We start from the raw sequence: 23,631 nt of genomic DNA on the forward strand, positions 1-23,631 counted from the left end.
CCGGGGGGCGCGCGTCCGCCCCCCCCGGCGGAGGGGTGCAGGGGAGGCGGCGCCCCTGCGGGCGTCAGGCCACGCGCACCGACACGAGCGCCTGCACGCCCCCGCGCACCGCCCTCACGGCGGCTTCCAGGGCCGGGGCGAGGTCGCCCGCGCGGTCCACGCGCCAGCCCTGGCCGCCGCAGGCGCGGATGATGGCGGCGTGGTCCGGCACGGCGGCGAAGTCGGCCAGGGGGATGCGCCCGGCCGCCATGGCCGCGCCCTGCGGGTAGATGGAGGCGGTGGCGCGGCGCACGGCGCCGTAGCCGGCGTTGTCGAAGACGACCGTGAGGAAGGGCAGGTTCTCGGCAGCGGCGGTCTGGTGGCAGGCGACGGGGTTGGCGAAGACGTAGGAGCCGTCGCCCACGGCGGCGACGGCGAGGCGGTCCGGGGCGGCCATCTTGGCACCCATGGCGGCCGGCACGCCCCAGCCGAGGGCGCCGACCGGGGAGGAGCCGAAGAAGGTCGCGGGGTGGCGGAAGGACATGGCGCCGCGCACCAGCGGGTATTCGTTCACCATCATGACGTCCGGCCCCGGGCCGCCGAGGACGCGGCCGAGGATCGTGCTGGCCTGGGCCTGGGTAAGCAGGGCGTCCGGCGCGGGCTCGGGCGGGAGGGAGCGGGCGCGGAGGTCGCGGTGCGCGGCGGCCATGGCGGTGGCGCGGGCGGCGATGCGGCCTTCCCCGCCGCGCGCGGCCTCGGACAGGGCGGCTGACAGGGCCGGGATGGCCTGGGCAGCGCTGACGGCGGCGGCGGCTTCTCCGCCGAAGCCGCGCACGGGGTAGCGGCCAAAGAGCGGGTCGGGGCCGAGGTGGAAAACGCGGGCACCGGGCCGCGGCGACCGGATCGCGGGGATCCAGGGGACGTCGCATTCGAGGACGAGGATGACGTCGGCCTCAGGCAGCCAAGGGTCCACCTCGAAGCCGCCGTGCATCGGGTGGTCGTTGTCCAGCGCGTGGTAGCGGGGGCGGAACTCCACCACGCGCAGGCCGAAGCGGGCGGCGAGATCGGCCAGCATCGCGGGCACGGCGGGATCGCGGCCGGCGGAGGCGGTGACGATCATCGGCCGCTCCGCACCGGCGAGCGCCTCGGCGATGCGGGCAGCGGTGCCGGGGTCGAGGGCGGCGGGGGCAACGGCGGGCGGCTCGTCCATCGGCGCGGGCGGGGCCTCGGCGGCCAGGGTCTCGCGCGGCAGGAGGAGGGCGACGGGACCCTGTGGGTCGGCGCGGGCGACGGAGAGGGCGCGGGCGGCGATGGCCTCGGCCTGGCCGGGGCGGCGCAGCTCGTAGTCCCACTTCACCGCCTCCCGCAGCATGCCGGCCTGGTCGAACATCTCCTGCGCCCAGTGGATGTTGAGGGTGCGGGCGCCCGCCTCGCCGGATTCCGTCACCGGGGTGCGGCCGGCCATGAAGAGCATCGGCACGAATTCCCGCGCCGCGTTGAACAGCCCGCCGAGCGCGTTCGCGGCGCCGACGTTGACGTGCACCATGACGGCCTGCGCGCGGTCCGACACCATCGCGTGGCCATGCGCCATGCCGACCGCCACGCCCTCATGCGTGCAGAGGACGGCGCGCGGCAGGGGCGCGGCGCCGGGGCGCGCATAGGCCTCGATGATCGAGGGGAAGTCGGTGCCGGGATTGGCGAAGAGCGCATCCACGCCGCGTGCGGCAAGGGCCTCCAGCAGCGCCTGCGCCGCGCTGCGCGTCGCATCACCCAAGCCGCGTCTCCTTGCCCATCCAGCGGGGCGACCTTACGGTCGGCCGCGTTGCGGTGCCAGCGGAGCGGTGCATGACGATACGGCGCAGGACCCTGCTGGCGACGGCGGGCGTCATCCCGGCGGCCGCTCTCGCCCAGGGCGCGGGCACGGTGCGCATCGGCATCCTGACGGCGCAGTCCGGCCCGCTGGCGGCACCGGGCCGCTTCCAGATGAACGGCTTCAACCTGGCGGCGGACGAGGTGAACGAGTCCGGCGGCGTGGAGGTGGGCGGCCGCAAGCTGCGGGTGGAGCTACGGGTGCAGGACACGCGCGGCAATCCGGCGGAGGGCGCTTCCGCCATGCAGCGCCTGGTGTCGGTGGACCGGGTGCCGGTGGTCCTGGGGGAGCTGTCTTCCGGCGTGGTGCCGGCGGTGGCGCCCATCGCCGAGGAGAACGACGTTCCCTTCGTCATGACCGTGCCCACCGGGCCGGGGCTGACGAAGACGCGCAACCGCTTTCTGTTCCGGGTGAACGCGCACAACGACATGCTGGGGCAGGCGCTGGCGGATTTCGTGGCGTCCCAGGACTGGAAGCCGATCGCCTTCATCGCCTGGAACAACGATGCCGGGCGCGGCGGCGTGGCGGGGATGCGCGCGGCGCTGCCGCGCGACTGGCCGATCGCCTATACCGGCTACTTCAACGTGGGCGAGGTGGATTTCTCCGCCCACATCACGAACATCCGGAACGCCGGCGCGCGCGCGGTGATGCTGTTCATGGACGAGGAGCCGGGCAGCCTCGCCATCTCGCAGATCCGGGCGGCGGGGCTGCCGGTGCAGCTGATCGGCACGCTGGCCATGGGGTCGGACCGCTTCCTGCAACGGGTGGACGCGGCGCGGCTGAATGGGATGGTGCAGTACAACGCCTTCCCACCGAACGCCGACGTGCCGCGCATCCGCGCCTTCTCCGACCGCTACAAGGCCCGTTTCGGGGAGGAGGCGCACGGCTTCGCCGCACAGTCCTATGACGGGCTGATGGTCGCCTTCGCGGCGATCCGGGCGGCGGGGAGCGCCACCGACGGGCGCCGCATCCGCGACGCGCTGGCGCGTACGGACCACGAGGGCGTGACGGGCCGCATCCGCTTCGATGCGGAGGGGCAGGCCAGCCCGCCGGTCTATGTCACGGCCTGGTGCCCGGACGGGCGGCGCAGCATCCTCTTCCCGCCGGACATGCGCGGGGCCTGCGGCACGGGCTGAGGAGGGGTGCTCACCGCCTTCCTGGAGCAGGCCGTCAATGGCCTGATGATGGGGTCCATCTACGTCTTCGTGGCGCTCGGCATGATGCTGATCTACGGCGTCATGCACGTGCTGAACTTCGCGCACGGAGCCCTGTTCACCCTCGGCGCCTATGTGGCGCTGCTGGTCTTCACGCGGGTGGTGGACAACTACCTGATCGCCGTGCTGGCGTCCTGCGCGGTGCTGGTGGCAGTGGGGGCGGTGCTGGAGAGGGCGGTCTTCGCGCCGCTGCGGGACAACCTGCGGAACCAGGTCATCGCGTCGCTCGGGCTCGTGCTGGTGATCCAGAACGGGATCGTCGCGATCCTCGGGCCGAACGCGCTGCAATTCCCCGTGCAGGCGACGCGGGCGACGGTCTCGCTCGGGCCGCTCTCCTTCGCCGTGCAGCACCTGCTGATCATCGCGGCGGGGGCGGCCTGCGTGGCGGCGCTCTTCGCCTTCCTGAACCTGACCCGGCAGGGCACGGCGCTGCGGGCGGTGGCGCAGAACCCGCGCGGGGCGGAGGTGGTCGGGATCGACGTCTCGGCCGTGCACCGGCTGGCCTTCGGCCTGTCCATGGCGCTGGCGGCGGTGGGCGGGGCGATGCTCGGGCCGCTCTTCCTCGTCTTCCCGACCATGGGGGACCTGCCGCTGGTGAAGGGGCTGGCGGGGATCGTGCTGGGCGGGATGGGGTCCATCCCCGGCGCGGTCGTGGGCGGGCTGGCGATCGGCGTGATCGAGGCGACCTCCACCCTCGTCGTGCCGACGGACTACCGGGACGTGGTGGTCTTCGCGCTGATCGTGCTGGTGCTGCTGATCCGGCCGCGCGGGCTGTTCGGCACCGCAACGCGGGACGAGGCGTGATGGACCGGCGCTCCGTCCTCGCCTTTCTCATCCTCGCGCCCGCGGCGGTGCTGGCGACGGCCTGGGCGGACCTGCCGCCCTATCTGCTTCAGATCCTCGCGCTGGCCTGCACCTATGCCGTGCCGGCGATCGGGCTGAACCTCTTGCTCGGCTATGGCGGGCTCGTCTCACTGGGGCATGCGGCCTTCGTCGGGCTGGGCGGCTACGCGCTCGGCCTGCTGACGGTGGAGGCGGGGTGGAGCTTCTGGGCGGCCTTGCCGCTGGCACCGCTCGTGGCGGGCGTGGCGGGAGCGCTGCTCGGCGCGGTGACGCTGCGGCTGCGGTCGCACTTCTTCATGATCGCGACGCTCGCCTTCGGCCTCGTGCTGCACGCGGTGCTGAACAACTGGGAGGGGCTGACGCGCGGCCCGGTGGGGCTGCCCGGCATCCCGCGGCCGGAGGCGCTGGCGCTGTTCGGGCTGGAGATCGGCTTCCGCCGCCTGCCGGACTTCGCGGCCTTCGCGGTCGGCTGCACGGCGCTGGCCTACGGGTTCTCCGCGCTGGTCGTGCGCTCCGACTTCGGGCGGATGCTGGAGGCGATCCGGCAGGACGAGATCCTGGCCGCCGCCAAGGGCGTGGACGTGGCGCGGGGGAAGATCGTCACCTTCGCCCTCGCGGCCGCCATCGCGGGGTTCGGCGGGGCGCTGAAGGTGTCCTTCCTCCGCGTCGCGGCCCCGGCCTCCTTCGAGTACGCGGAGGGGATCAACCTGGTCCTCATCGTCGTGCTCGGCGGGGCGGGGCGGCTGGCGGGGCCGCTGATCGGGGCGCTCCTGTTCGTCGCGCTGCCGGAGGCGCTGCGGGTCGCGGCGGAGTGGCGGCTGGTGTTCTTCGGCCTGGCGCTGGTGATCCTCATGCGCGCGGCCCCGGACGGGGTGGCGGGGCTGATCGCGCGCGGCTGGGCGGCGCTGCGCCGCCGGCGTGCCCCGGCATGACCGCGCCGCTGCTGGAGGTGGAGGGGGTGGAGCGCCGCTTCGGCGGCGTACGCGCCCTGGCCGGCGCGTCCTTCACCGTGGGCGGAGACGGGATCGTCGGGCTGATCGGGCCGAACGGCGCGGGCAAGACGACGCTCTTCGACACGATCGCGGGGCGGCAGGTGCCGGATGCCGGGCGGATCCGCCTGTCCGGGCAGGACGTGACGCGCTGGCCGCCGCAGCGGCGCGCGGCGCTGGGGCTGCAGCGCACCTTCCAGGAATGCCGGGTGATGCCGGGCTGGACGCTGCGGGAGAACCTGCTCTTCGCCGCCCGCCCGCGCGGGCTGGCGGGCGCGCTGGCCGCGGCCTTCACGCGGCGCGACCGGCTGCCGGGCTGGGCGCCCGCGCGGGCGGAGGCCCTGCTGCGGCTGGCGACGCTGGAGGCCTATGCCGATGCGCCGGCCTCCGTCCTCTCCTTCGGGCAGCGGCGCATGGTGGAGATCGCGGCGGCGCTGATGACGCGGCCCCGGTGGCTGCTGCTGGACGAGCCCGCGGCGGGCATCAATCCGGGGCTGCTGGACGCGCTGTCGCGCTTCCTGCGCGCCGCGCATGAGGAAGGCGGCGGGCTGTTCCTGATCGTCGAGCACAACATGGAGTTCATCATGGGGCTCGCCGCCCGCATCGTGGTGATGCATGGCGGGGCGGTGCTGGAGGACGGGGCGCCGGAGGTGGTGCGTGCCTCCCCCCGCGTGGTTGAGGCGTATCTCGGGTGAGCGGGGAGGGGCTGACGGCGCGGGGCCTGACCGCCGGCTATGCCGGGCGGGTGATCGTGGAGGACGTGACCTTCTCCGTCGCGCGGGGGGAAGTGCTGGCGCTGCTCGGGCACAATGGGGCAGGCAAGTCCACCCTGCTGCGCGCGCTGTTCGGGCTGCTGCCGGGCCGCAGGGGGCAGGTATCCGTCGCGGGGCGCAGCCTGGACGGGCTGCCGCCGCGCGGGGTGCTGGCGGCCGGCCTGGCCTATGTGCCGCAGGAGCGGTCCGTCTTCCCGCGGCTGACGGTCGCGGAGAACCTGCGGATGGGCGCCTATTCCCTGACCGACCGCGGCGTGCTGGCGCAGCGGATGGAGGCGGCGCTGGACCTGTTTCCCCGGTTGCGGGAACGGCGGGACCAGCTGGCGGGCACGATGTCCGGCGGGGAGCAGCGGATGCTGGAGGTGGCGCGCACGCTGCTGCTGGACCCGGCGGCGGTGATGCTGGACGAGCCGTCCATCGGGCTGTCGCCGCAGATGGCGCGCTCCGTCTTCGACGTGATCCGTGCCCTGGCGGATGGCGGACGCGCGGTGCTGCTGGTGGAGCAGTCCGTCACCCGCGCCCTGGCCGTGTCCGACCGCGCGCTGGTGCTGGAGATGGGGCGCACGGTGCTGGAGGACCGCGCCTCGGCGCTGGCGGAGGATGACCGGCTGGCGCAGCTCTATATGGGGGCGGCGGGGAAGGCGTTCGGGTCGCCGGGGCGCTGAACGGTGGTGCTGGTGACTCCGGGGAGAGGGAGAAGGAATTCTCCCTCTCCCCGGACCCCACACCCTCATCTCTTCTTATCAGGCTGCCGCGGAGGGCTGACACGGGGTCACCACCATGTCCGCCCTCCGCGGCAGCTCGATAAAGAAAGATGAGTGGGGGTCCGGGGGAGAATTCCCTCTCTCCCCCGGCGTCACCCGCGCAGGTCCACGAAGCGCTTCACCTTCCACGTCCCGCCCGCAAGGTCCGCTTCCGTCACCAGACGAACCTCGGGCGTCACGCCGATGACGGCGCGCACGCGCTCGGCAATCTGGGCGGGCAGGTCGGGCGGCGCACCGGGTTCCGGCGCGACAAGCAGGCGCAGCGCGTCCATGGCGAGCGGACCATCGGCCGCCTTGACGAGTTCGAAGCGCCAGTCCCGGACCGCGCCCACGCCCTCAACAGCCGCGCTCGCGCGCGCGGGGCTGACGAGCATGCCCTTGATCTTCACGAGGTCGTCCGCGCGCCGTGGCGTGCCGAGGATGCGCTCCGTGACGCGACCGCAATGCGGGCAGGGCGCGCGCGACAGCACCGCCGTGTCGCCGACGGCGAAGCGCAGCAGCAGCGTGCCGCGCCGGCGGAGATGGGAGAGGACGAGCAGGCCTTCCTCGCCTTCCGGCAAGGGCTGGTGCGTGGTGGGGTCCACCACGTCGAAGAGCAGGGCCTCGGGCAGCGGGTTGTGGAAGCCGCTGCCAGCGGCGCACTCCACCAAGCCCCCCTGCATCTCCGTCATGCCGTAGGAGCCGGAGATGCGGGCCTCCGGCGCGCCGATGGCGGCGAGACGGGCGGAGAGCTCGTCCCGGCCCTCCTCCGAGAGGCCTTCGCCCGTGACGAAGAGCAGGCGGAGCGAGGGCAGCGACGCCCCGCGCGCGGCGAGGGCCGCCAGGACGCGGCGGACATAGGAGGGCACGCCCCAGAGGATCGTGGGCGCGGTGCGCAGCAGTGTGTCCAGCACGCCGTCGATGTCCTGCCCGACGGGTGCGCCGGAATTGCCGGGCATGGCGCTGACCACCGGGACCTGCATGGAGGCTGCGGCGTGCAGCACCCGGATCCAGGCGCCGTGCGGCTGACGCGTGAGGGGGAAGAGGTTCGCGATCCGGTCGGCCGGCGTGACCCCGCGGATCTCCAGCATCCGGCGCTGGAGGAGGAGGATGTCCCAGAAGTCGGAGGTGGTGCTGACGAAGGGCAGCGGGCCGCCGCTGCTGCCGGTGGTGTACATGATGTCCCAGACGGTGCGGGCTTCGTCCGGCACCGCGGCGTCCGTCAGGTCCAGGCGGGCGTCGCCGGGGGTGGCGGCCAGTTCGGCCTTGGTGGTCAGGGGGAGGCGGGCGAGGTCGTCCGGGCCGTGCAGGTCGGCACGGGTCAGCCCGGCCTCGGCCAGCTTGCGGCGGGTCAGCGGGTGATGGAGGGCCGCGAGGTCGAGGGTTGCCGCCAGGGCCCGCGCGCGTTCCTGCCGGATTGTGTCCCAATCGGGGAAGGCGGGATCGGACCCGGTCGCGCGCATAGATTCTCCGTCATCCGGGGGAAGGCGTTCCGTGCGGCGGACGCTATGTCACGCATCCCGTGGCGTGAAGCGGCGTGCAAGCCCGGCCGGAGGCGAACTCGTGACGGCACGATCGGGGGATGGTCCGGGGACGGAAGCTTCCTGATGTGCAGGAGGCGTGAGCGTTGAGTGTCGCGGAGGAGAGAAGGAACTCTCCTGCCGGTTCCCTGGCCTCACTCTGGGGAGGGGAGCGGTCGAGGCGCTCCCATCTCCGCCTTCCGCGGCAGCCTTGAAAAAGAAGATGAGAGGGTGGGGTCTGGGGAGGGGGAGAATTCCTTCTCCCCCTCCCCGGGTCACGAGGCGCGACGGATCAGACCGCAGTCAGGTCGAAGCGGTCCGCGTTCATCACCTTCACCCAGGCGGCGATGAAGTCGTCCACGAACTTCCGACCCGCATCGGAGGCCGCGTAGACCTCCGACAGCGCGCGGAGCTGCGAGTTGGAGCCGAAGACGAGGTCGGTGCGCGTCGCCGTCCACTTCTGCTGATCGGTCTTGCGGCAGGTGCCGACGAAGGTCTCATCGCCGTGCCCGTCCACCTGCTTCCACGCCGTGCCCATGTCGAGCAGGTTGACGAAGAAGTCGTTGGTGAGCTGGCCCGGACGATCCGTCAGCACGCCGTGCTTCTGGCCGCCATGGTTGGCGCCCAGCACGCGCAGCCCGCCGACGAGGACCGTCATCGCCGGCGCGCTCAGTCCCAGCAGCTGGGCACGATCGACGATCAGCTCCTCGGTCGGCACGTTGAAGGCGACCTGGAGGTAGTTGCGGAAGCCGTCCGCCTTCGGCTCCAGCACGTCGAAGCTCTCCGCGTCCGTCTGCTCGGCCGAGGCGTCGGTGCGGCCGGGGGTGAAGGGCACCGAGACGTCATGGCCGGCGTCCCGGGCCGCCTTCTCGACCGCGGCGGTGCCGCCGAGGACGATCAGGTCGGCGATGGATACCTTCTTGCCGCCAGCGGCCGCGCCGTCGAAGCCGGCCTTGATGTCCTCGTACACCTTCAGGACCTTGGCGAGCCGCGCGGGCTCGTTCACCTCCCAGTCCTTCTGCGGCGCCAGCCGGATGCGCGCGCCGTTCGCGCCACCCCGGTGGTCCGAGCCGCGGTAGGTCGCGGCGGAGGCCCAGGCGGTCGCCACCAGCTCCGCCGTGGTGAGGCCGGAGGCGAGGATCTTCTCCTTCAGCGCCGCCACGTCGGCGGCGTCGATCGGCGCGTAATCGGCCTTCGGGATCGGGTCCTGCCAGATCAGGTCCTCGGTCGGCACCTCGGGCCCGAGGTAGCGGATCTTCGGCCCCATGTCGCGGTGGCAGAGCTTGAACCAAGCGCGGGCGAAGGCGTCCGCGAACTGGTCGGGGTTATCGCGGAACCGCTCCGAGATCTTCCGGTACGCGGGGTCCACCTTCATCGCCATGTCGGCGGTGGTCATCATCGTCGGCAGGCGGCGATGCGGGCTGTGCGCGCCCGGCGCCATGTCCTCGGGCTTCTGGTTGATCGGCTGCCATTGCTTCGCGCCGGCCGGGCTCTCGACCAACTCGTACTCGTAGTCCAGCAGCATGTGGAAGTAGCTGCCGTCCCACTGCGTCGGGGTGGGCGTCCAGGCGCCCTCCAGGCCGCTGGTGATGGTGTGGTCGCCCATGCCGCTTTCATGGCCGCTCTGCCAGCCCAGCCCCATCTGCGCGATGTCGGAGCCCTCCGGCTCGGCGCCGACCTTCTTCGCGTCGCCGGCGCCGTGGCACTTGCCGAAGGTGTGGCCGCCGGCGGTCAGCGCGACGGTCTCCTCGTCGTTCATGCCCATGCGGCCGAAGGTCTCGCGGATGTCGCGGCCGGACTGGGCGGCATCGGGCACGCCGCCCGGACCCTCGGGGTTGACGTAGATGAGGCCCATCTGGATGGCCGCGAGCGGGCTCTCCAGCACCTTCTCCTTGGAGGGGTCGATGCGGGTGTCGCCGAGCCACTCCTCCTCGGTGCCCCAGTAGATGTCCTTCTCGGGCTCGAACACGTCCTCGCGCCCGCCGCCGAAGCCGAAGACCGGGCCGCCCATGGATTCGATCGCGACGTTGCCGGCGAGGATGAACAGGTCGGCCCAGGAGAGCTTGCGGCCGTACTTCTGCTTGATCGGCCAGAGCAAGCGCCGCGCCTTGTCAAGGTTCGCGTTGTCCGGCCAGGAGTTCAGCGGCGCGAAGCGCTGCGAGCCGGAGGAGGAGCCGCCGCGGCCGTCACCGGTGCGGTAGGTGCCGGCGCTGTGCCAAGCCATGCGGATGAAGAAGGGGCCGTAATGTCCGTAGTCCGCCGGCCACCAGGGCTGGCTGTCGGTCATTAGCGCGGTCAGGTCCTTCTTCACCGCGGCGTAGTCGAGCGACTGGAACTCCTTCCGGTAGTTGAAGTCGTCGCCCATCGGGTTCCCGGTCAAACCCTTCTGGTGAAGGATCTCGATCGAAAGATGGTTGGGCCACCAGTCGCGGTTGGTGCGTCCGAGCAGCGAGCGCAACGCTGCCGGCTTCTTCATGGGGCAGCTCAGCGGGCCGCTCGGTTGATTGGTGTCCATGGATCTTGGCCCTCTCCTGATTGCTTCCAGGCAGGCTATGCACCGCTCAAGATCGATGAAAGCGAATTTTTGTGATGAAACACATCGAGGGGGCCGATCAACCGGGCGCTGTTCTGTGCCGGGTGGCTTCCCGTGCTTCGGTCGGTGGCGTCGTCACGATAAGGTCATGGTGTGAGGATCGGGCGCGAGTCTTCCATCCTCGAAGGCGTCTTCGGCGTCCCGAACGTCACCGCCGGGCTGCCGGGGCGCGAGACGGGGCTTCCGGCCTGGCATTCGGGTTGCGGTGCAGCGAAGTCGTGGGTTACCCGTTGTATGGGGCGACCGGGAAGCACACTTGACGGTTGTCTACAAATCTGAGATTTGTTTCTCTGCGTGATCTGTGGTTCGGTCTGCCTCGTCATGATGGAGGCCCGAACCGCCTCCTCCCGCACGAGATGCCGGTCCTCACAGGGCGTGAAGGAGCGTTGTTCATGTCGGACGTCGTGGAGGTCGCCCCACTCGAGGGCGACAAACTGTCCAATGCCATCGACGTACATGTCGGGGCACGGATCAGGCTGCGCCGAACATTGCTCGGGCTCAGCCAGGCAAAGCTCGGCGAGGCGCTGGGGCTGACCTTCCAGCAGGTCCAGAAGTACGAGCGCGGGGTGAACCGGATCGGCGCGAGTCGGTTGTTCGACCTGTCCCGCCTGCTGGACGTGCCGGTCAGCTTCTTCTTCGACGACATGCCCGACAGCCTCGGCGGCTCGGTCACGAGCGTCCGCTCCCGGATCCTCGATCGCGATGCGCCGGCCCCGGGCGTGGAGGCCGATACGCTGCATCGGCGCGAAACGCTGGAGCTGGTCCGGGCCTATTACAGAATCACCGATCCCGCCGTCCGCCGCCGCGTCCTCGACCTGACGAAGGCGCTCGCGTCGGGCGAGTGAGCCCAGCCGCTGAGGCGGTTGGTTCAGGCAGCGGGGAGCGGACAGGCGCGGAATCGCGGCGCGGCCGCCGAAGCGCGACCAGGAGGGGCCGGTGTCGGTCCTGGTCGTCGTCGCCAAGGGCGCGGATTCCGTCCGGGCGCAGGAGGACAGGCCGGTCCAGCTCACGAGGCTGGACAAGGCGTTCGATCACGCGCCCGTCTTCCTTGAGCGCATGATGAAGTCGCGCTGCTCCGGTCGGGCCTGAAGGCGCCGGAGATCGGAAGGGTCGATCGGGGCATCTTGCCGCGAACCCGCCGTCGAGACGCCGCATTCGGGGGCCAGTTCTCGCCCCATCATCCGTGCCGCATCCGCAGAGGTCACCGTGCGCCGTCCTGGAGCCATCCTGTTGCTCGCCGTTGCTTGCGGAGCGCTCGGCGGCTGCGTCGTCGCGCCCTATGACGGGTATGCCCCGGGCTACGGCGCGCCCTATCCGTATTCGACGCCGCCCGCCCCGCGTTACGAGGCGCCGCGCTACGAGACGCCCCGCTACGAAGCCCCGCGCTACGAAGCCCCCCGCGACGACGCGCCGCCCAGCTACCTGCCCTACGGCGCCCCCGGCTATGACCGGCGCGACGATCCTCGCCGCGGGGACGGTCCCCCGGTGTTCGAGGTGCCGGATTTGTCCCGCTACGGCATCCCGCCGGCCTACACGCCGGAGTATGGGCGGCGGGACGGGGAGCCCGGTGTCCCCTTGCCGGACGAGGGCCCGCCCGCCGGGCGCTGGGACACTCCGCAGCCTGGGTACCAGCCCGGGCTCCCGCCCCCGGTGCCGCGGAGCGAGCCCCTGCCAGACCTCCCGCCGTCCGGCGCACCGGGCCTCGGCCCGCCCACCTGGCGCTGAGCGCGAGGTTCGGCAACGCGCCCCGGGTCAGGCGTCGGACAGGCGCCGGATGGTCGCGCGCAAGGCGTCCGGATGGGCCGCGAGCGTCACATGGGCGCCGCGGAGCGCGACGACCTCCGCGCCCGGCTCCGTCATCCAGCAGCTGTCCGGCGCGACGATGCCGTCATCCCGGGTGAAGATCGCGGTGGAGGGGACGGGCAGGGGCCGGCCGATGCGCTCGGGCGACGCGCGCGGGCTGTAGCGGCGGGCGAAGAGGCGGATCAGCGGCTCGATCGTGCTCGCCGTCGGGAGGCGGAAGGGGCTGGCGATGGTGACGACGTGCCGGATGTCAGCGGGGCGCTCATGGGCGAGGTGGCGCGCGAGGAGGCCGCCCATGCTGTATCCTATGAGGGCGACCGGGCCGTGGTCCCGCCGGATCGTGTCGAGGCGCCGCTCGACGCCGCGCAGCAGCCGTTCCGTCGGGCCCCAGTTGATGCCGAGTTCCCAGCCGAAGGGGCGGAACCCGCAGGCCGCCAAGTAGCCCCGGAGCCCGGCCACGAAGGCATCGTTCGTGAGGAAGGCCGGGATGACGAGCACGGGTTGCCCATGCCCGCGCGGCAACTCGGCTGGCGAGGGGGGCGGCAGAGGACGGGACGCAAGGGACCGGGCCTCGTGCAGCAGGCGGCGGAGCGGCGGGCGGCGTGACCGGTCCGGATCGAAGATCGCGGCGGCGTCGAGCATCGCGGCGCGCTACCGCACCAGCAGCGATTCCCGCGCGGCGGTCGCGAGGCGGTCGGCGCGCTCGTTCATCGCGTCGCCCGCGTGGCCGCGGACCCAGCGCCATTCCACCTGGTGCGGCTTGGCGGCGGCCAGCAGGCGCTGCCACAGCTCGTAATTCGCCACCGGCTCCTTCGCGGCGTTGCGCCAGTTGTTGCGGACCCAGCCATGGACCCAGCGCGTCACGCCGTTGCGGACGTACTCGCTGTCCGTGTGCACGATCACCTTGCAGGGACGGCGCAGCGCCTCGAGCGCCGAGGCGGCGGCGGTCAGCTCCATGCGGTTGTTGGTGGTGGCGGGCTCGGCGCCGGTCAGCTCGCGGATGTGCTCCCCGAAGCGCAGGATGGCGCCCCAGCCACCGGGGCCGGGATTCGGCTTGCAGCCACCATCGGTCCAGATCTCGACCGTCGTGGCGGCGGGGACGTCAGATTCCATAGGCGGAGGGTCCCGTGGCGGCGGCGTGGAAGCGCAGGCGGCGCAGGTACTCGATCGGGTCCTTGCGCGTGACCAGCGCGCCGGGCGGCGTGTTTGTCCAGTCGTAGAGGCGCGTCAGCAGGAAGCGGATGGCGGCGCCGCGGCAGAGGACGGGCAGCGCGTCCAGCTCCGCCTCCGACAGCGGCCGCGCGGCGCGGTAGGCGCCGAGCAGGGCGCGGGCCTTCGTCACGTTGAAGGACAGGTCCGGCTCGAAGCACCAGGCGTTGAGGCAGACCGCGATGTCGTAGGCGAGCAGGTCCGTGCAGGCGAAGTAGAAGTCGATCAGGCCGGAGACGCGGGGCTGCCGCTCCGCGTTCTCCAGGAAGAAGACGTTGTCGGGGAAGAGATCCGCGTGGATGTGGCCGCGCGGCAGGGCGCCATGTCCAGACAGGGGCGGCCAGTCCCGCAGAATGGCGGAGAGATGGCCGTCCAGCTCGGCGCAGAGGCCGGGCTGCACGCTGTCCCCGTTCGGGCGGCAGCGGTCCAGCAGCGGCGCCCAGCCCGCGGGGCCGAGCGCGTTGGGGCGGGTGGCCGCGAAGCCTTCCCCGGCCTTGTGCAGGGCGGCCAGCGCGGCGCCCAGCGGGCCGCAATGCGCGACCGCGGGCCGGCGCGGCCAGACGCCGGGCAGGAAGGTGCAGATGGCGGCCGGGCGGCCGGCGAGGTCCCGCAGCGCCTCCCCATCCGTGCCCGCCACGGGCTCGGGGCAGGCGAGGCCGCGCGCGGCGAGGTGGCGCATGAGGCCGAGGAACCAGGGCAGCTCCGCCGGGTCCACGCGCTTCTCGTAGAGCGTCAGGATGAAGTCGCCGCCCGTGGTGCGCAGGGCGTAGTTGGAGTTCTCCACCCCCTCCGCGATGCCGCGGAAGGCGAGCAGGTCCCCGATCGCGTAGCCCGACAGGAAGGCGCGCAGCGCTTCGTCGGAAACCTCGGTATAGACGGCCATGAAACTCCCGCGCCCCGAGGCTGCATGGTCCAGGAACGGCCTGCTGGCAAGCGGGCGGGGCCGCGCGGTCGCGAGGCTGTCGCGGCACCGTCACACCCTGCCCGCGCGGCGGCGTTACCCTGCCCGAGCAAGATCCGGATCCTGGTGCATGCGACCTCTCCTGCTGGCCGCCCTCTCCCTCCTCGGGGCCGCGCCCGCCGTGGCGCAAGATGATGGCGCCGAGGCCGATGGCGTGCGGATCACCGCGACCGGCCTGCCGGAGTGGCGCGCCCTGGACGGCGGCTTCACCCTGCGGCCGCTGGTCCGGCTGGATGCGGATGCCGGCTCCTTCTTCGGCCAGGACGAGCCCGGCGGCTTCCGCAGCGGGGTGAATCTCCGCCGCGGGCGGCTCGGCCTGCGCGGCACCGTCGCGCGGGACTTCAGCTACAACGTCACCTGGGAGTTCGGCGGCTCCAACCCCGCCGACTACGCCAACATCTACGAGGCGCAGATCGCGTATCACGGCCTCGGCTGGGGCACGGTCCGGGCCGGCGCCTTCACGCCGCAGCACCTGCCGGAATACGCCGGCAGCTCCTTCGACCTGCTCTTCCTCGAGCGCGCGGCGATCTCCAACCTCGCGGCGGGCCTCGCCTCCGGCGACACGCGGGTCGCGATCGGCCTGGAGGCGCGCGGCGACCGCTGGGTGGCGAGCGGCTACGGCACCCAGGGCGTGCTCTCCACCCGCAACGATCCCCGGCAGCGCGGGCTGGTCGGCCGGGTGGCCGGGCTGGTGCTGGCGGAGGAGTCGGCGGCCCTGCAGATCGGCTTCGACGCAGCCTACCAGTTCGAGCCGGGCTCCTCGCCCGGGCCGAACAGCGTTGGCCTGGCGGATTATCCGGAACTGCGGGTGGACACGCGGCGCTTCCTGAACACCCGCGCCATCCCGGCCGACAGCGGCTTCGCCTGGGGGCCGGAGATCGCCGGGCGCCTGGGGCCGGTCTATGTCGAGGCGCTCTACCAGCGGATCGAGGTGGATGCGGTGGTCGGCGGGAGCCGGACCTTCGAGGGCTACTACGTCCAGGCGGCGGTGCCGCTGTTCAGCCCGGCGCGGCGGCGGGACCGCGAGACCGGCACCTGGGCCCGGCCGCGGACCGAGGGCGGCTTCGCCCCCGCCGAGGGACGCTGGGGCGCCTTCGAACTCGCCGCCCGGTACAGCGTGGCCGATCTGCAGGACGGGCCGACCCGGGGCGGGCGGCAGCGCATCTGGACGATCGGGCTGAACTGGTTCCCGACCGGTCCGCTCCGGTTCCAGGTGCAGTACGAGACGGGCCGCATCGGCCTGGACGGGCCCGACCGCGACTTCCAAGCCATCGGGCTCCGCGCCTCGGCCAATCTCTGAGGGGCGGCGTCCCGCGCGGGGACGCCCCCGGCTAGCGAACCGGCTCGGGCTGCCGGTCGCCCATGAGGGCCGCGGGCAGCTTGAAGGTGATCCGCTCCTCCGCGACGATCACCTCCTCGATCGTCACGGCGAAGCGCTCGCGCAGGCGAGAGACGACCTCCTCCACCAGAACCTCCGGCGCGCTGGCGCCGGCGGTGATGCCGATGGTGCGCAGCCCGTCCGCCTGGGTGGGATCGAAGTCGCGGCCGCGCTGGACGAGGATCGCCCGCGGGCAGCCGGCGCGCTCCGCCACCTCCCGCAGCCGGACGGAGTTGGAGGAGTTGGGCGCGCCCACCACCACGATCATCTCCGAACGCCCGGCGATCGCCTTCACGGCGGCCTGGCGGTTGGTGGTGGCGTAGCAGATGTCCTCCTTCGTCGGCGCGCTCAGGCCGGGGAAGCGGGACTGGAGGATGGCGACGATCTCCGCCGTGTCGTCCACGGACAGCGTGGTCTGGGTGGTGAAGGCCAGCGGGCCGGGCGGCGGGCTGACGCTGCGGGCCGCGTCCGCGTCCTCCACCAGCGTCACGCTCCCCGGGGGAAGCTGGCCCATGGTGCCGATCACCTCGGGGTGTCCGGCATGGCCGATCAGGAGGATGTGGCGGGCATTGGCGTGGTGGCGCTCCGCCTCCCGGTGGACCTTGCTGACCAGGGGACAGGTGGCGTCCAGGTAGAGCATCTGCCGGGCCCGCGCCGCCTCCGGCACCGACTTCGGCACGCCATGGGCGGAGAAGACCACGGGCTGGCCGTCATCGGGGATCTCGTCCAGCTCCTCGACGAAGACGGCTCCCTGGGCCTCCAGGCTTTCCACGACGAAGCGGTTGTGGACGATCTCGTGGCGGACATAGACGGGCGCCCCGAAGCGGGCGATCGCCTCCTCTACGATCTTGATGGCGCGGTCCACGCCCGCGCAGAAGCCGCGCGGGCCGGCCAGCAGCACGGTCAGGGGGGGCTTGGCCGCGAGGAGGGCGCCGGCGGTCTGGTCCATGAGGGTGACGTAGGGCTTTGGTGGCTCCGAGAACAGCCCCTCCCGGTTGCATCGGCGGGGCCGGACCCTGTGCTCATCGGGTTCGCGTGATGCCAGGAGGCGGCGTCGAAGGCAGTGCCTTCGAATCCGGGCCGTCCGCGGGGGGCGGGCGCGCTCCCGGGACCCCGCGATCTGTGGGACGCGGACTCGGATCGGGACGCGGGACGGGGGCGGCCGGTGCGCCGTTCCCGGACCGCCGACGTCAGTCGATTCACGGTTCCGGCTGATTTCAGGCCTCGCCGATCGGGGCTAGGGTCGGGTCGGGCCGGCCGCCTCGGTGCCGCAAGGAGCTCCCGCTTGATCTCTCACCTTCCTGCCCGTGCCGCGCTTCTGACCGCGGTGATCGCGCTGCCACTTCTGGCGGGATGCGGCAGCAGCCGGAACACCGCGGACGGCCCTCCCTGTCCCCGGGTGGTCAGGCTGGCCGACGCGACGGATCTGACCCGCTACCGCGCCGGCGCCGTGCCGGACATCGGCACGGTGGAGGTGGCCGCGCGGATCGAGGGCGTGCGCTTCGCGTGCAGCCTGGCGCCGCGCAACGCGGGGCTGGACGTGATCCTGACGGTCGGCGTCTCGGCCGAGCGGGGACCGGGGGCGACGGGGCGGACGGCGGACCTGCCCTACTTCGTCTGGGTGGTGGACCGGGACGAGAGCCGGGTGCTGAACCGGGGCTCCGACACGCTGCGGGTGCAGTTCCCGCCGAACACCAACACCACCACGGCCGTGGGGGAGGAGATGCAGGTCCGCATCCCCGGCGACCCTCGTGCGGCGGCGGAGAGAACGGTGCTGGTGGGCTTCCAGCTCTCGCCGGAGCAACTGGAGGCGAACCGGCGGCGCGGGACGCGGTGAGCGGAACCGTCCACTTCATCACCCATCCCGAGGTGATGGTGGACCCCGCGGTGCCGGTGCCGCGCTGGGGGCTGGCCGAGGTCGGCATCCGGCGGATGCGCGCCCTGGCCGCGGCCTTCGCGGCGGCGGGCGTGCGCCCGGCCGCGGTCTGGGCCAGCACGGAGGCGAAGGCGATCGAGGGCGCCGGCCTCCTGGCCGCCCGCTTCGGCCTGGGCGTGCGCGTGCTGGAGGAACTGGGCGAGAACGACCGCAGCGCCACCGGCTACCTGCCGCCCCCGGAGTTCCAGGCGATGGCGGACGCCTTCTTCGCCCGGCCGGAGGAGAGCGTGCGCGGCTGGGAGCGCGCGGTGGACGCGCAGGCCCGGATCGTGGCGGCGGTGCGCGCGGTGAGGGCCGAAAGCCCGGCGGGCGACCTGGCGATCGTGGCGCATGGCGGGGTGGGGGCGCTGCTCCGGGCCTGGCTGGCCGGGGCACCGATCTCCCGCAGCTGGGACCAGCCGGCGCAGGGGCACCGCTTCGCCTTCCCGCGCGGGGAGAGCGTTTCGGGCACCTTCCCCTGGGTGGCCCTGCCGGGGCCGGAGACGGCGCCGGCGGCCTGATCCGGGGCAGGTCGAAGCCATGACGGGGGCGGGGCGTTCAGCTCCTGCCGCAGACGATCCTCCGTCCCGCTCCTCCCGAAAGGAACCCTCGATGGGCCAGATGAGCCTCGCCGATCTGTCGAAGCAGATGGCGAAGATCGACTACGCCATGCTCATGACCCGGACCGCCGGGGGCGAGATCGCCGGCCGTCCGATGAGCAACAACGGGGAGGTGGAGTACGAGGGCGATTCCTACTTCTTCGCCCTCGACAGCACCCACAGCGTGCAGGAGATCGCCGCGGACCCGAAAGTCGCGCTCACCTTCACCGGCAGCAAGGGGCTGCTGGGCGCGCCGCCCCTATTCATCTCCGTGGAGGGGCGGGGCGAGCTGATCCGCGACAAGGCCGCCTTCGCGGAGCACTGGACGAAGGACCTGGACCGCTGGTTCGAGGGCGGGATCGATGCGCCGGGGCTGGTGATGATCAAGGTTCACGCCACCCGCATCCACTACTGGAACGGGGAGGACGAGGGCGAGGTGCCGGTCTGATCGATCGGCCTGGAGGACCCGTCTGACCGGCGCCGTGGTTGCATCGGGCGGCGGGTTCGGGCACTTCTGGCCCACCCGCTGATCCCGCGCGGGAGAGAGGGGCCCCCCGGTTTGGCCGGTTGCCCCCGCCGAAGGCGCAACCGGCCCCCGGAAACGCTCAGGCAGAAGGACCGCGTGGGGAAGGGGCCTCTGGAAAGCCCGGGGCCGGAAACGGTCCTGGCACCGACGGAGTAAGGGCGCCTCCACCGCCTGCCCGCGCGAACACGGCGCGCGGATGGCGGCAAGGACGGCGTCCGAATCTCTCAGGTCTCGGGACAGAGGGGGGCCACGATCTGAACCGGCCGCATCCGCGGCCCTGGGGGATGCGTGGCCGAATCCGAGACGCTTCTTGAAACGCCGCTGGCACCGCTGCACCGCGAGCTGGGCGGGCGAATGGTTGGCTTCGCGGGCTATGCGATGCCCGTGCAGTACCCCGCCGGCATCATCGCGGAGCATCAGGCCTGCCGGAACGGCGCGGCGCTGTTCGACGTCTCCCACATGGGGCAGGCGGAGCTGCGCGGGGACGGCGCGGCCGCGGCGCTGGAGCGGATCACCCCCGCCGAGGTGCAGGCGCTGCGCCCGGGACGCCAGCGCTACGCCCTGCTGATGACCGAGACGGGCGGCATCCTCGACGACTTCATGGTCGCGAACCTCGGCGACCGGCTGTTCCTCGTGCTGAACGCCTCCCGCAAGGGGGTGGATATCGCGGCGATCTCGGCGGTGCTGCCGGCGGGCGTGACGCTCGTGCCGCGGCCGGACCGGGCGCTGCTGGCGCTCCAGGGGCCGGGGGCCGAGGCGGTGCTGGCCGGGCTGGCCGAGGGTGTCGCGGCGATGCCCTTCATGGGCGTTCTGGAGACGCCGGTCGCCGGCGTGCCCGCTCTCATCACCCGCTCCGGCTACACCGGGGAGGACGGGTTCGAGATCGGTGTCCCGGCCGAGACGGCGGAGCGCGTCGCCCGCGCCCTGCTGGCCGCCGGCGCGGTGGCGGCGGGGCTGGGCGCGCGCGACAGCCTGCGGCTGGAGGCGGGGCTGCCGCTCTACGGCCAGGACCTGGACGAGAGCACCTCGCCCGTGGACGCGGCGCTGACCTTCACCCTGGGCAAGCGCCGCCGCATGGCCTGGGACTTCCTGGGGGCGGAGCGCGTCCGCGCCGACCTGGAGAACGGGCCGAAGCGCGTCCGCGTCGGCATCCTGCCGGACGGGCGCCAGCCCGTGCGGCCCCATGCCCCGATCGAGGTCGGCGGCGTCCCGGTGGGAGAGGTGACCAGCGGCGGCTTTGGCCCGACGCTGAACGCCCCCGTCGCCATGGGCTACGTCGCCCGCGACCACGCCGCGGACGGCACCGCGCTGGACCTGATCGTCCGCGGCCGGACCCTGGCCGGGCGCGTGGCGCCCACCCCCTTCGTTCCCCATCGCTACAAGCGCAGCGCAGGAGCCGCCTGATGGCCGAGACCCGCTATACCGAGAGCCACGAGTGGGTGCGCCTGGAGGGCGACACCGCGACCGTCGGCATCTCCGACCACGCGCAGAACGCGCTCGGCGACGTCGTCTTCGTGGACCTGCCGGAGCCGGGCCGCGAGGTCGAGGCCGGCGAGGCGATCGCGGTCGTCGAGAGCGTGAAGGCCGCCTCCGACATCTATGCCCCCGTCGCGGGCCGGATCGTGGAGGTGAACGCCGCGCTGACCGACAATCCCGGCCTGGTGAACAGCGAGCCGACCGGCGAGGGCTGGTTCTTCCGCATCGTGCCGCGTGACGTGGCGGCGGTCGGCACGCTGATGGACGCGGACGCCTATGCCGCCCACGCGGAGGCCGGGCATTGAGCGCGGCGCCGGGCGCGCTGGCGCAGCTCGCGGCGCTGGAAGGGACCGACAGCTTCATCGCCCGCCATATCGGGCCGAGCGAGGCGCAGGTCGCGGCGATGCTCCGCGTCGTCGGCGTCGGCAGCCTGGAGGAGCTGGCGGGCCGCACCGTGCCGGCCGCCATCCGCGGCTCCACGCTGGATGCGCTGCCGCCGCCGGTGGACGAGGCGCAGACGGTCGCCGAGCTGCGCGCGCTGTCCGAGAAGAACGTGCGGGTGAAGTCGCTGATCGGCTGCGGCTACAACGGCACGATCACGCCGCCCGTCATCCTGCGCAACGTGCTGGAGAACCCGGGCTGGTACACCGCCTACACGCCGTACCAGGCGGAGATCGCCCAGGGGCGGCTGGAGGCGCTGGTCAACTTCCAGACGATGGTCACGGACCTGGCCGGGTTGCCTGTGGCGAACGCCTCCCTGCTGGATGAGGCGACCGCGGCGGCGGAGGCGATGGCGCTCGCCCTGGCCGCGCACAGGACGAAGTCCACCACCCTGGTCGCGGCGGCCGACCTGCACCCGCAGACCCTGGCGGTGCTGCGCACGCGGGCGGAGCCGCTCGGCCTGACCGTGCAGGTCGTGGCGCCGGAGGGCATCGCCTCCGCCTGCAATTCGGAAAAACCCTTCGCGGTGGTGCTTTCCTATCCCGGCACGACGGGGGAGGTGCGCGACATCGCGCCGGAGATCGCGGCGGCCCAGGCCGTGGGCGCGCTGGCGATCGTCGCGGCCGACATCCTTGCCCTGACCCTGCTGACCCCGCCCGGCGAGATGGGCGCGGACGTGGTGGTCGGCAGCACCCAGCGCTTCGGCGTGCCGATGGGCTATGGCGGCCCGCATGCGGGTTACATGGCGGTGAAGGACGGGCTGAAGCGCCTGATGCCCGGCCGGCTGGTCGGCGTGTCGGTGGACGCGGCCGGGCGCCCGGCCATGCGGCTGGCGCTGCAAACGCGGGAACAGCACATCCGGCGGGAGAAGGCGACGAGCAACATCTGCACGGCGCAGGTGCTGCTGGCCGTGATGGCCGGCATGTACGCCGTGTGGCACGGGCCGGAGGGGCTGACCCGCATCGCCCGCCGCGTGCAGCTTCTGGCCGGCCTCTACGCGGATTGCGCGCGGCGCGCCGGCTTCCCCCTGCGCCATGACAGCTTCTTCGACACGGTCTGCCTCATCACCGGCGACAAGACGGATCGCGTGATCGAGACGGCGCTCTCCGCCGGCTTCAACCTGCGCCGGGTGGATGACCGCAGCGTCGCCATTGCCTTCGACGAGACGGTGACGCGCCAGGACCTGATCGCGCTGGACGCCGCGCTCTGCGAGGCGGCGGGCTGCGAGCGCGTGGGCCTGGGCGAGCTGACCGAGGCGTCGCGCCTGCCGGCGGGGCTGGAGCGGCGCTCCGCCTTCCTGACGGCCGCCGTCTTCCGCGCGCACCACGCCGAGCACGCGATGCTCCGCTACCTCAAGCGGCTGGAGGACAAGGACGTCGCGCTGAACCGCAGCATGATCCCGCTGGGGTCCTGCACGATGAAGCTGAACGCGACGGCCGAGATGATCCCGATCACCTTCCCGGGCTTTTCCGATATTCACCCCTTCGCCCCGGTCAGCCAGGCGCGCGGCTACATCGAGCTGGTGCGGCGGCTGGAATCCTGGCTCTGCGCCTGCACGGGCTTCGCGGCGGTGTCGTTGCAGCCGAATGCCGGCAGCCAGGGGGAGTATGCGGGGCTGCTGGCCATCCGCGCCTTCCACCGCGCGAACGGCCAGGGGCACCGGGACGTTTGCCTCATCCCCTCCTCCGCGCACGGGACCAACCCGGCCTCCGCCGTGATGGCGGGGATGCGCGTGGTGGTGGTGGGCTGCGACCGCGACGGCAACGTGGACCTGTCCGATCTGGAGGCGAAGATCGCGCAGCACGCGGACAAGCTGTCGGCGCTGATGGTCACCTATCCCAGCACCCACGGCGTGTTCGAGGAGCGGATCCGCGAGATCTGCGCCGCCGTCCACAAGGCCGGTGGGCAGGTCTACATGGACGGCGCCAACATGAACGCGCAGCTCGGCCTGACCAGCCCGGCGGCGATCGGCGCCGATGTCTGCCACCTGAACCTGCACAAGACCTTCTGCATCCCGCATGGTGGCGGCGGGCCGGGCGTGGGGCCGATCGGCGTCGCGGCGCACCTGGCGCCGCACCTGCCGAACCACCCGCTGCTGGCCGAGGCCGGGCCGGCGACGGGCTTCGGCCCCGTCTCCGCCGCGCCCTTCGGCAGCGCGGCCATCCTGCCGATCTCCTACGCCTACATTCGCATGATGGGCGCCGCCGGCCTGACGCGGGCCACCGAGGTCGCGATCCTCAACGCCAACTACGTCGCGCGCCGGCTGGAGGGGCACTACCCCGTCCTCTACCGCGGTGCCCACGGCATGGTGGCGCATGAGTGCATCCTCGACTGCCGCGGCTTCCAGCAGAATGGCGGCGTGCTGGTGGAGGATATCGCCAAGCGGCTGCAGGACTACGGCTTCCACGCCCCCACCATGTCCTGGCCCGTCGCCGGCACGCTGATGGTGGAGCCGACCGAGAGCGAGCCGCAGGAGGAGCTGGACCGCTTCTGCGAGGCGATGATCGCCATCCGCGCCGAGATCCGCGCGGTGGAGCAGGGCCGGGCCGACAAAGCGGACAACCCGCTGAAGAACGCGCCCCACACCGCCGCCGAGGTCACGGCCGACGATTGGTCCCACCCCTACACCCGCCAGGAAGCGGCCTTCCCGCTGCCCTGGGTCGCGGCCCACAAGTATTGGCCGCCGGTGAAACGCGTGGACAACGTCTACGGCGACCGCAACCTCGCCTGCACCTGCGCCCCGCTGGAGGCCTACCAGGACCACCCGCGCGCGGCGGCGGCGTGATGGGGTTGGGCTCG

The 23,631-nt window shown here is 72.6% G+C and carries 22 protein-coding genes and 2 riboswitches; of the genes, 15 read left to right on the forward strand and 7 right to left on the reverse strand.

Annotated features, from left to right (window positions below; genetic code table 11):
* Nucleotides 1-64 precede the first annotated feature (64 nt).
* Nucleotides 65-1,753, reverse strand: coding sequence for a thiamine pyrophosphate-requiring protein (locus ACP6CK_RS21730; protein ID WP_426955400.1), 1,689 nt, complete (start codon nt 1,751-1,753; stop codon nt 65-67).
* 71 nt (nt 1,754-1,824) lie between these two features.
* Here ACP6CK_RS21730 and ACP6CK_RS21735 point away from each other — a divergent pair, with 71 nt between their 5' ends.
* From ACP6CK_RS21735 to ACP6CK_RS21755, 5 genes are read left to right on the forward strand one after another with little or no spacing between them, the layout of a single operon-like run.
* Nucleotides 1,825-2,985, forward strand: coding sequence for an ABC transporter substrate-binding protein (locus ACP6CK_RS21735; protein WP_426955401.1), 1,161 nt, complete (start codon nt 1,825-1,827; stop codon nt 2,983-2,985).
* 6 nt (nt 2,986-2,991) lie between these two features.
* A complete protein-coding gene (locus tag ACP6CK_RS21740) occupies nt 2,992-3,867 on the forward strand; it encodes a branched-chain amino acid ABC transporter permease (protein WP_426955402.1) in 876 nt (291 codons plus the stop codon).
* Nucleotides 3,867-4,838, forward strand: coding sequence for a branched-chain amino acid ABC transporter permease (locus tag ACP6CK_RS21745; protein ID WP_426955403.1), 972 nt, complete (start codon nt 3,867-3,869; stop codon nt 4,836-4,838). The genes ACP6CK_RS21740 and ACP6CK_RS21745 overlap by 1 nt, the downstream gene beginning before the upstream one ends.
* Entirely contained in the window at nt 4,835-5,590 is a 756-nt protein-coding gene (locus tag ACP6CK_RS21750; RefSeq protein ID WP_426955404.1) for an ABC transporter ATP-binding protein, read from the forward strand. The genes ACP6CK_RS21745 and ACP6CK_RS21750 overlap by 4 nt, the downstream gene beginning before the upstream one ends.
* Nucleotides 5,587-6,333 (forward strand): ABC transporter ATP-binding protein, encoded by a 747-nt coding sequence (locus ACP6CK_RS21755; RefSeq protein WP_426955405.1) that lies wholly within the window; start codon nt 5,587-5,589, stop codon nt 6,331-6,333. Before ACP6CK_RS21750 ends, ACP6CK_RS21755 begins: the two co-directional genes overlap by 4 nt.
* Before the next feature lie 191 nt (nt 6,334-6,524).
* Here the strand turns inward: ACP6CK_RS21755 and ACP6CK_RS21760 are convergent, their stop codons facing one another.
* Together ACP6CK_RS21760 and katG are read right to left on the reverse strand one after the other, a co-directional pair.
* Nucleotides 6,525-7,874 carry a phenylacetate--CoA ligase family protein gene (locus tag ACP6CK_RS21760; protein ID WP_426955406.1) on the reverse strand — a complete coding sequence of 450 codons (1,350 nt, stop codon included), beginning with the start codon at nt 7,872-7,874 and terminating at the stop codon, nt 6,525-6,527.
* A 349-nt stretch (nt 7,875-8,223) separates the two neighbouring features.
* A complete protein-coding gene (gene katG / locus ACP6CK_RS21765) occupies nt 8,224-10,446 on the reverse strand; it encodes a catalase/peroxidase HPI (protein ID WP_426955407.1) in 2,223 nt (740 codons plus the stop codon).
* Between the two features lie 470 nt (nt 10,447-10,916).
* Here katG and ACP6CK_RS21770 point away from each other — a divergent pair, with 470 nt between their 5' ends.
* From ACP6CK_RS21770 to ACP6CK_RS21780, 3 genes are all read left to right on the forward strand, one after another.
* Nucleotides 10,917-11,369 carry a helix-turn-helix domain-containing protein gene (locus tag ACP6CK_RS21770; protein ID WP_426955408.1) on the forward strand — a complete coding sequence of 151 codons (453 nt, stop codon included), beginning with the start codon at nt 10,917-10,919 and terminating at the stop codon, nt 11,367-11,369.
* A gap of 91 nt (nt 11,370-11,460) precedes the next feature.
* A complete protein-coding gene (locus ACP6CK_RS21775; protein ID WP_426955409.1) occupies nt 11,461-11,613 on the forward strand; it encodes a hypothetical protein in 153 nt (50 codons plus the stop codon).
* A 141-nt stretch (nt 11,614-11,754) separates the two neighbouring features.
* Entirely contained in the window at nt 11,755-12,249 is a 495-nt protein-coding gene (locus tag ACP6CK_RS21780; RefSeq protein ID WP_426955410.1) for a hypothetical protein, read from the forward strand.
* Between the two features lie 27 nt (nt 12,250-12,276).
* Here ACP6CK_RS21780 and ACP6CK_RS21785 read toward each other — a convergent pair whose 3' ends face one another.
* The 3 genes from ACP6CK_RS21785 to ACP6CK_RS21795 are packed head-to-tail and all read right to left on the reverse strand — an operon-like array spanning nt 12,277 to nt 14,419.
* Nucleotides 12,277-12,969, reverse strand: a complete 693-nt coding sequence (locus ACP6CK_RS21785; protein ID WP_426955411.1) for an alpha/beta fold hydrolase — start codon at nt 12,967-12,969, stop codon at nt 12,277-12,279.
* A gap of 9 nt (nt 12,970-12,978) precedes the next feature.
* Nucleotides 12,979-13,440: a ribonuclease HI gene (rnhA, locus tag ACP6CK_RS21790; RefSeq protein ID WP_426955412.1), complete on the reverse strand. Its 462-nt coding sequence runs from the start codon at nt 13,438-13,440 to the stop codon at nt 12,979-12,981.
* Nucleotides 13,430-14,419, reverse strand: a complete 990-nt coding sequence (locus tag ACP6CK_RS21795; protein WP_426955413.1) for a homoserine kinase — start codon at nt 14,417-14,419, stop codon at nt 13,430-13,432. The genes rnhA and ACP6CK_RS21795 overlap by 11 nt, the downstream gene beginning before the upstream one ends.
* Before the next feature lie 148 nt (nt 14,420-14,567).
* Between ACP6CK_RS21795 and ACP6CK_RS21800 the strand changes: the two genes are divergently transcribed.
* Nucleotides 14,568-15,797: an OprO/OprP family phosphate-selective porin gene (locus ACP6CK_RS21800; RefSeq protein ID WP_426955414.1), complete on the forward strand. Its 1,230-nt coding sequence runs from the start codon at nt 14,568-14,570 to the stop codon at nt 15,795-15,797.
* A gap of 31 nt (nt 15,798-15,828) precedes the next feature.
* Here ACP6CK_RS21800 and ispH read toward each other — a convergent pair whose 3' ends face one another.
* Entirely contained in the window at nt 15,829-16,824 is a 996-nt protein-coding gene (gene ispH / locus ACP6CK_RS21805) for a 4-hydroxy-3-methylbut-2-enyl diphosphate reductase (RefSeq protein WP_426955415.1), read from the reverse strand.
* Nucleotides 16,825-17,160: 336 nt separating this feature from the next.
* Here ispH and ACP6CK_RS21810 point away from each other — a divergent pair, with 336 nt between their 5' ends.
* From ACP6CK_RS21810 to gcvP, 6 genes are all read left to right on the forward strand, one after another.
* Nucleotides 17,161-17,712, forward strand: a complete 552-nt coding sequence (locus tag ACP6CK_RS21810) for a hypothetical protein (RefSeq protein WP_426955416.1) — start codon at nt 17,161-17,163, stop codon at nt 17,710-17,712.
* The gene (locus ACP6CK_RS21815; protein ID WP_426955417.1) at nt 17,709-18,311 is read left to right on the forward strand and encodes a histidine phosphatase family protein; all 603 of its coding nucleotides are present in this window, start codon (nt 17,709-17,711) and stop codon (nt 18,309-18,311) included. Before ACP6CK_RS21810 ends, ACP6CK_RS21815 begins: the two co-directional genes overlap by 4 nt.
* 100 nt (nt 18,312-18,411) lie before the next feature.
* A complete protein-coding gene (locus ACP6CK_RS21820; protein WP_426955418.1) occupies nt 18,412-18,837 on the forward strand; it encodes a pyridoxamine 5'-phosphate oxidase family protein in 426 nt (141 codons plus the stop codon).
* A gap of 79 nt (nt 18,838-18,916) precedes the next feature.
* Nucleotides 18,917-19,020: riboswitch (glycine riboswitch) on the forward strand.
* Nucleotides 19,021-19,023: 3 nt separating this feature from the next.
* Nucleotides 19,024-19,158: riboswitch (glycine riboswitch) on the forward strand.
* A gap of 45 nt (nt 19,159-19,203) precedes the next feature.
* The gene (gcvT, locus tag ACP6CK_RS21825; protein ID WP_426955419.1) at nt 19,204-20,319 is read left to right on the forward strand and encodes a glycine cleavage system aminomethyltransferase GcvT; all 1,116 of its coding nucleotides are present in this window, start codon (nt 19,204-19,206) and stop codon (nt 20,317-20,319) included.
* The gene (gcvH, locus tag ACP6CK_RS21830; protein ID WP_426955420.1) at nt 20,319-20,696 is read left to right on the forward strand and encodes a glycine cleavage system protein GcvH; all 378 of its coding nucleotides are present in this window, start codon (nt 20,319-20,321) and stop codon (nt 20,694-20,696) included. The genes gcvT and gcvH overlap by 1 nt, the downstream gene beginning before the upstream one ends.
* A complete protein-coding gene (gene gcvP / locus ACP6CK_RS21835) occupies nt 20,693-23,617 on the forward strand; it encodes an aminomethyl-transferring glycine dehydrogenase (protein ID WP_426955421.1) in 2,925 nt (974 codons plus the stop codon). The genes gcvH and gcvP overlap by 4 nt, the downstream gene beginning before the upstream one ends.
* Nucleotides 23,618-23,631: the final 14 nt, after the last annotated feature.

It is taken from the genome of Muricoccus radiodurans (assembly GCF_050154705.1).
Taxonomy (GTDB): domain Bacteria; phylum Pseudomonadota; class Alphaproteobacteria; order Acetobacterales; family Acetobacteraceae; genus Roseomonas; species Roseomonas radiodurans.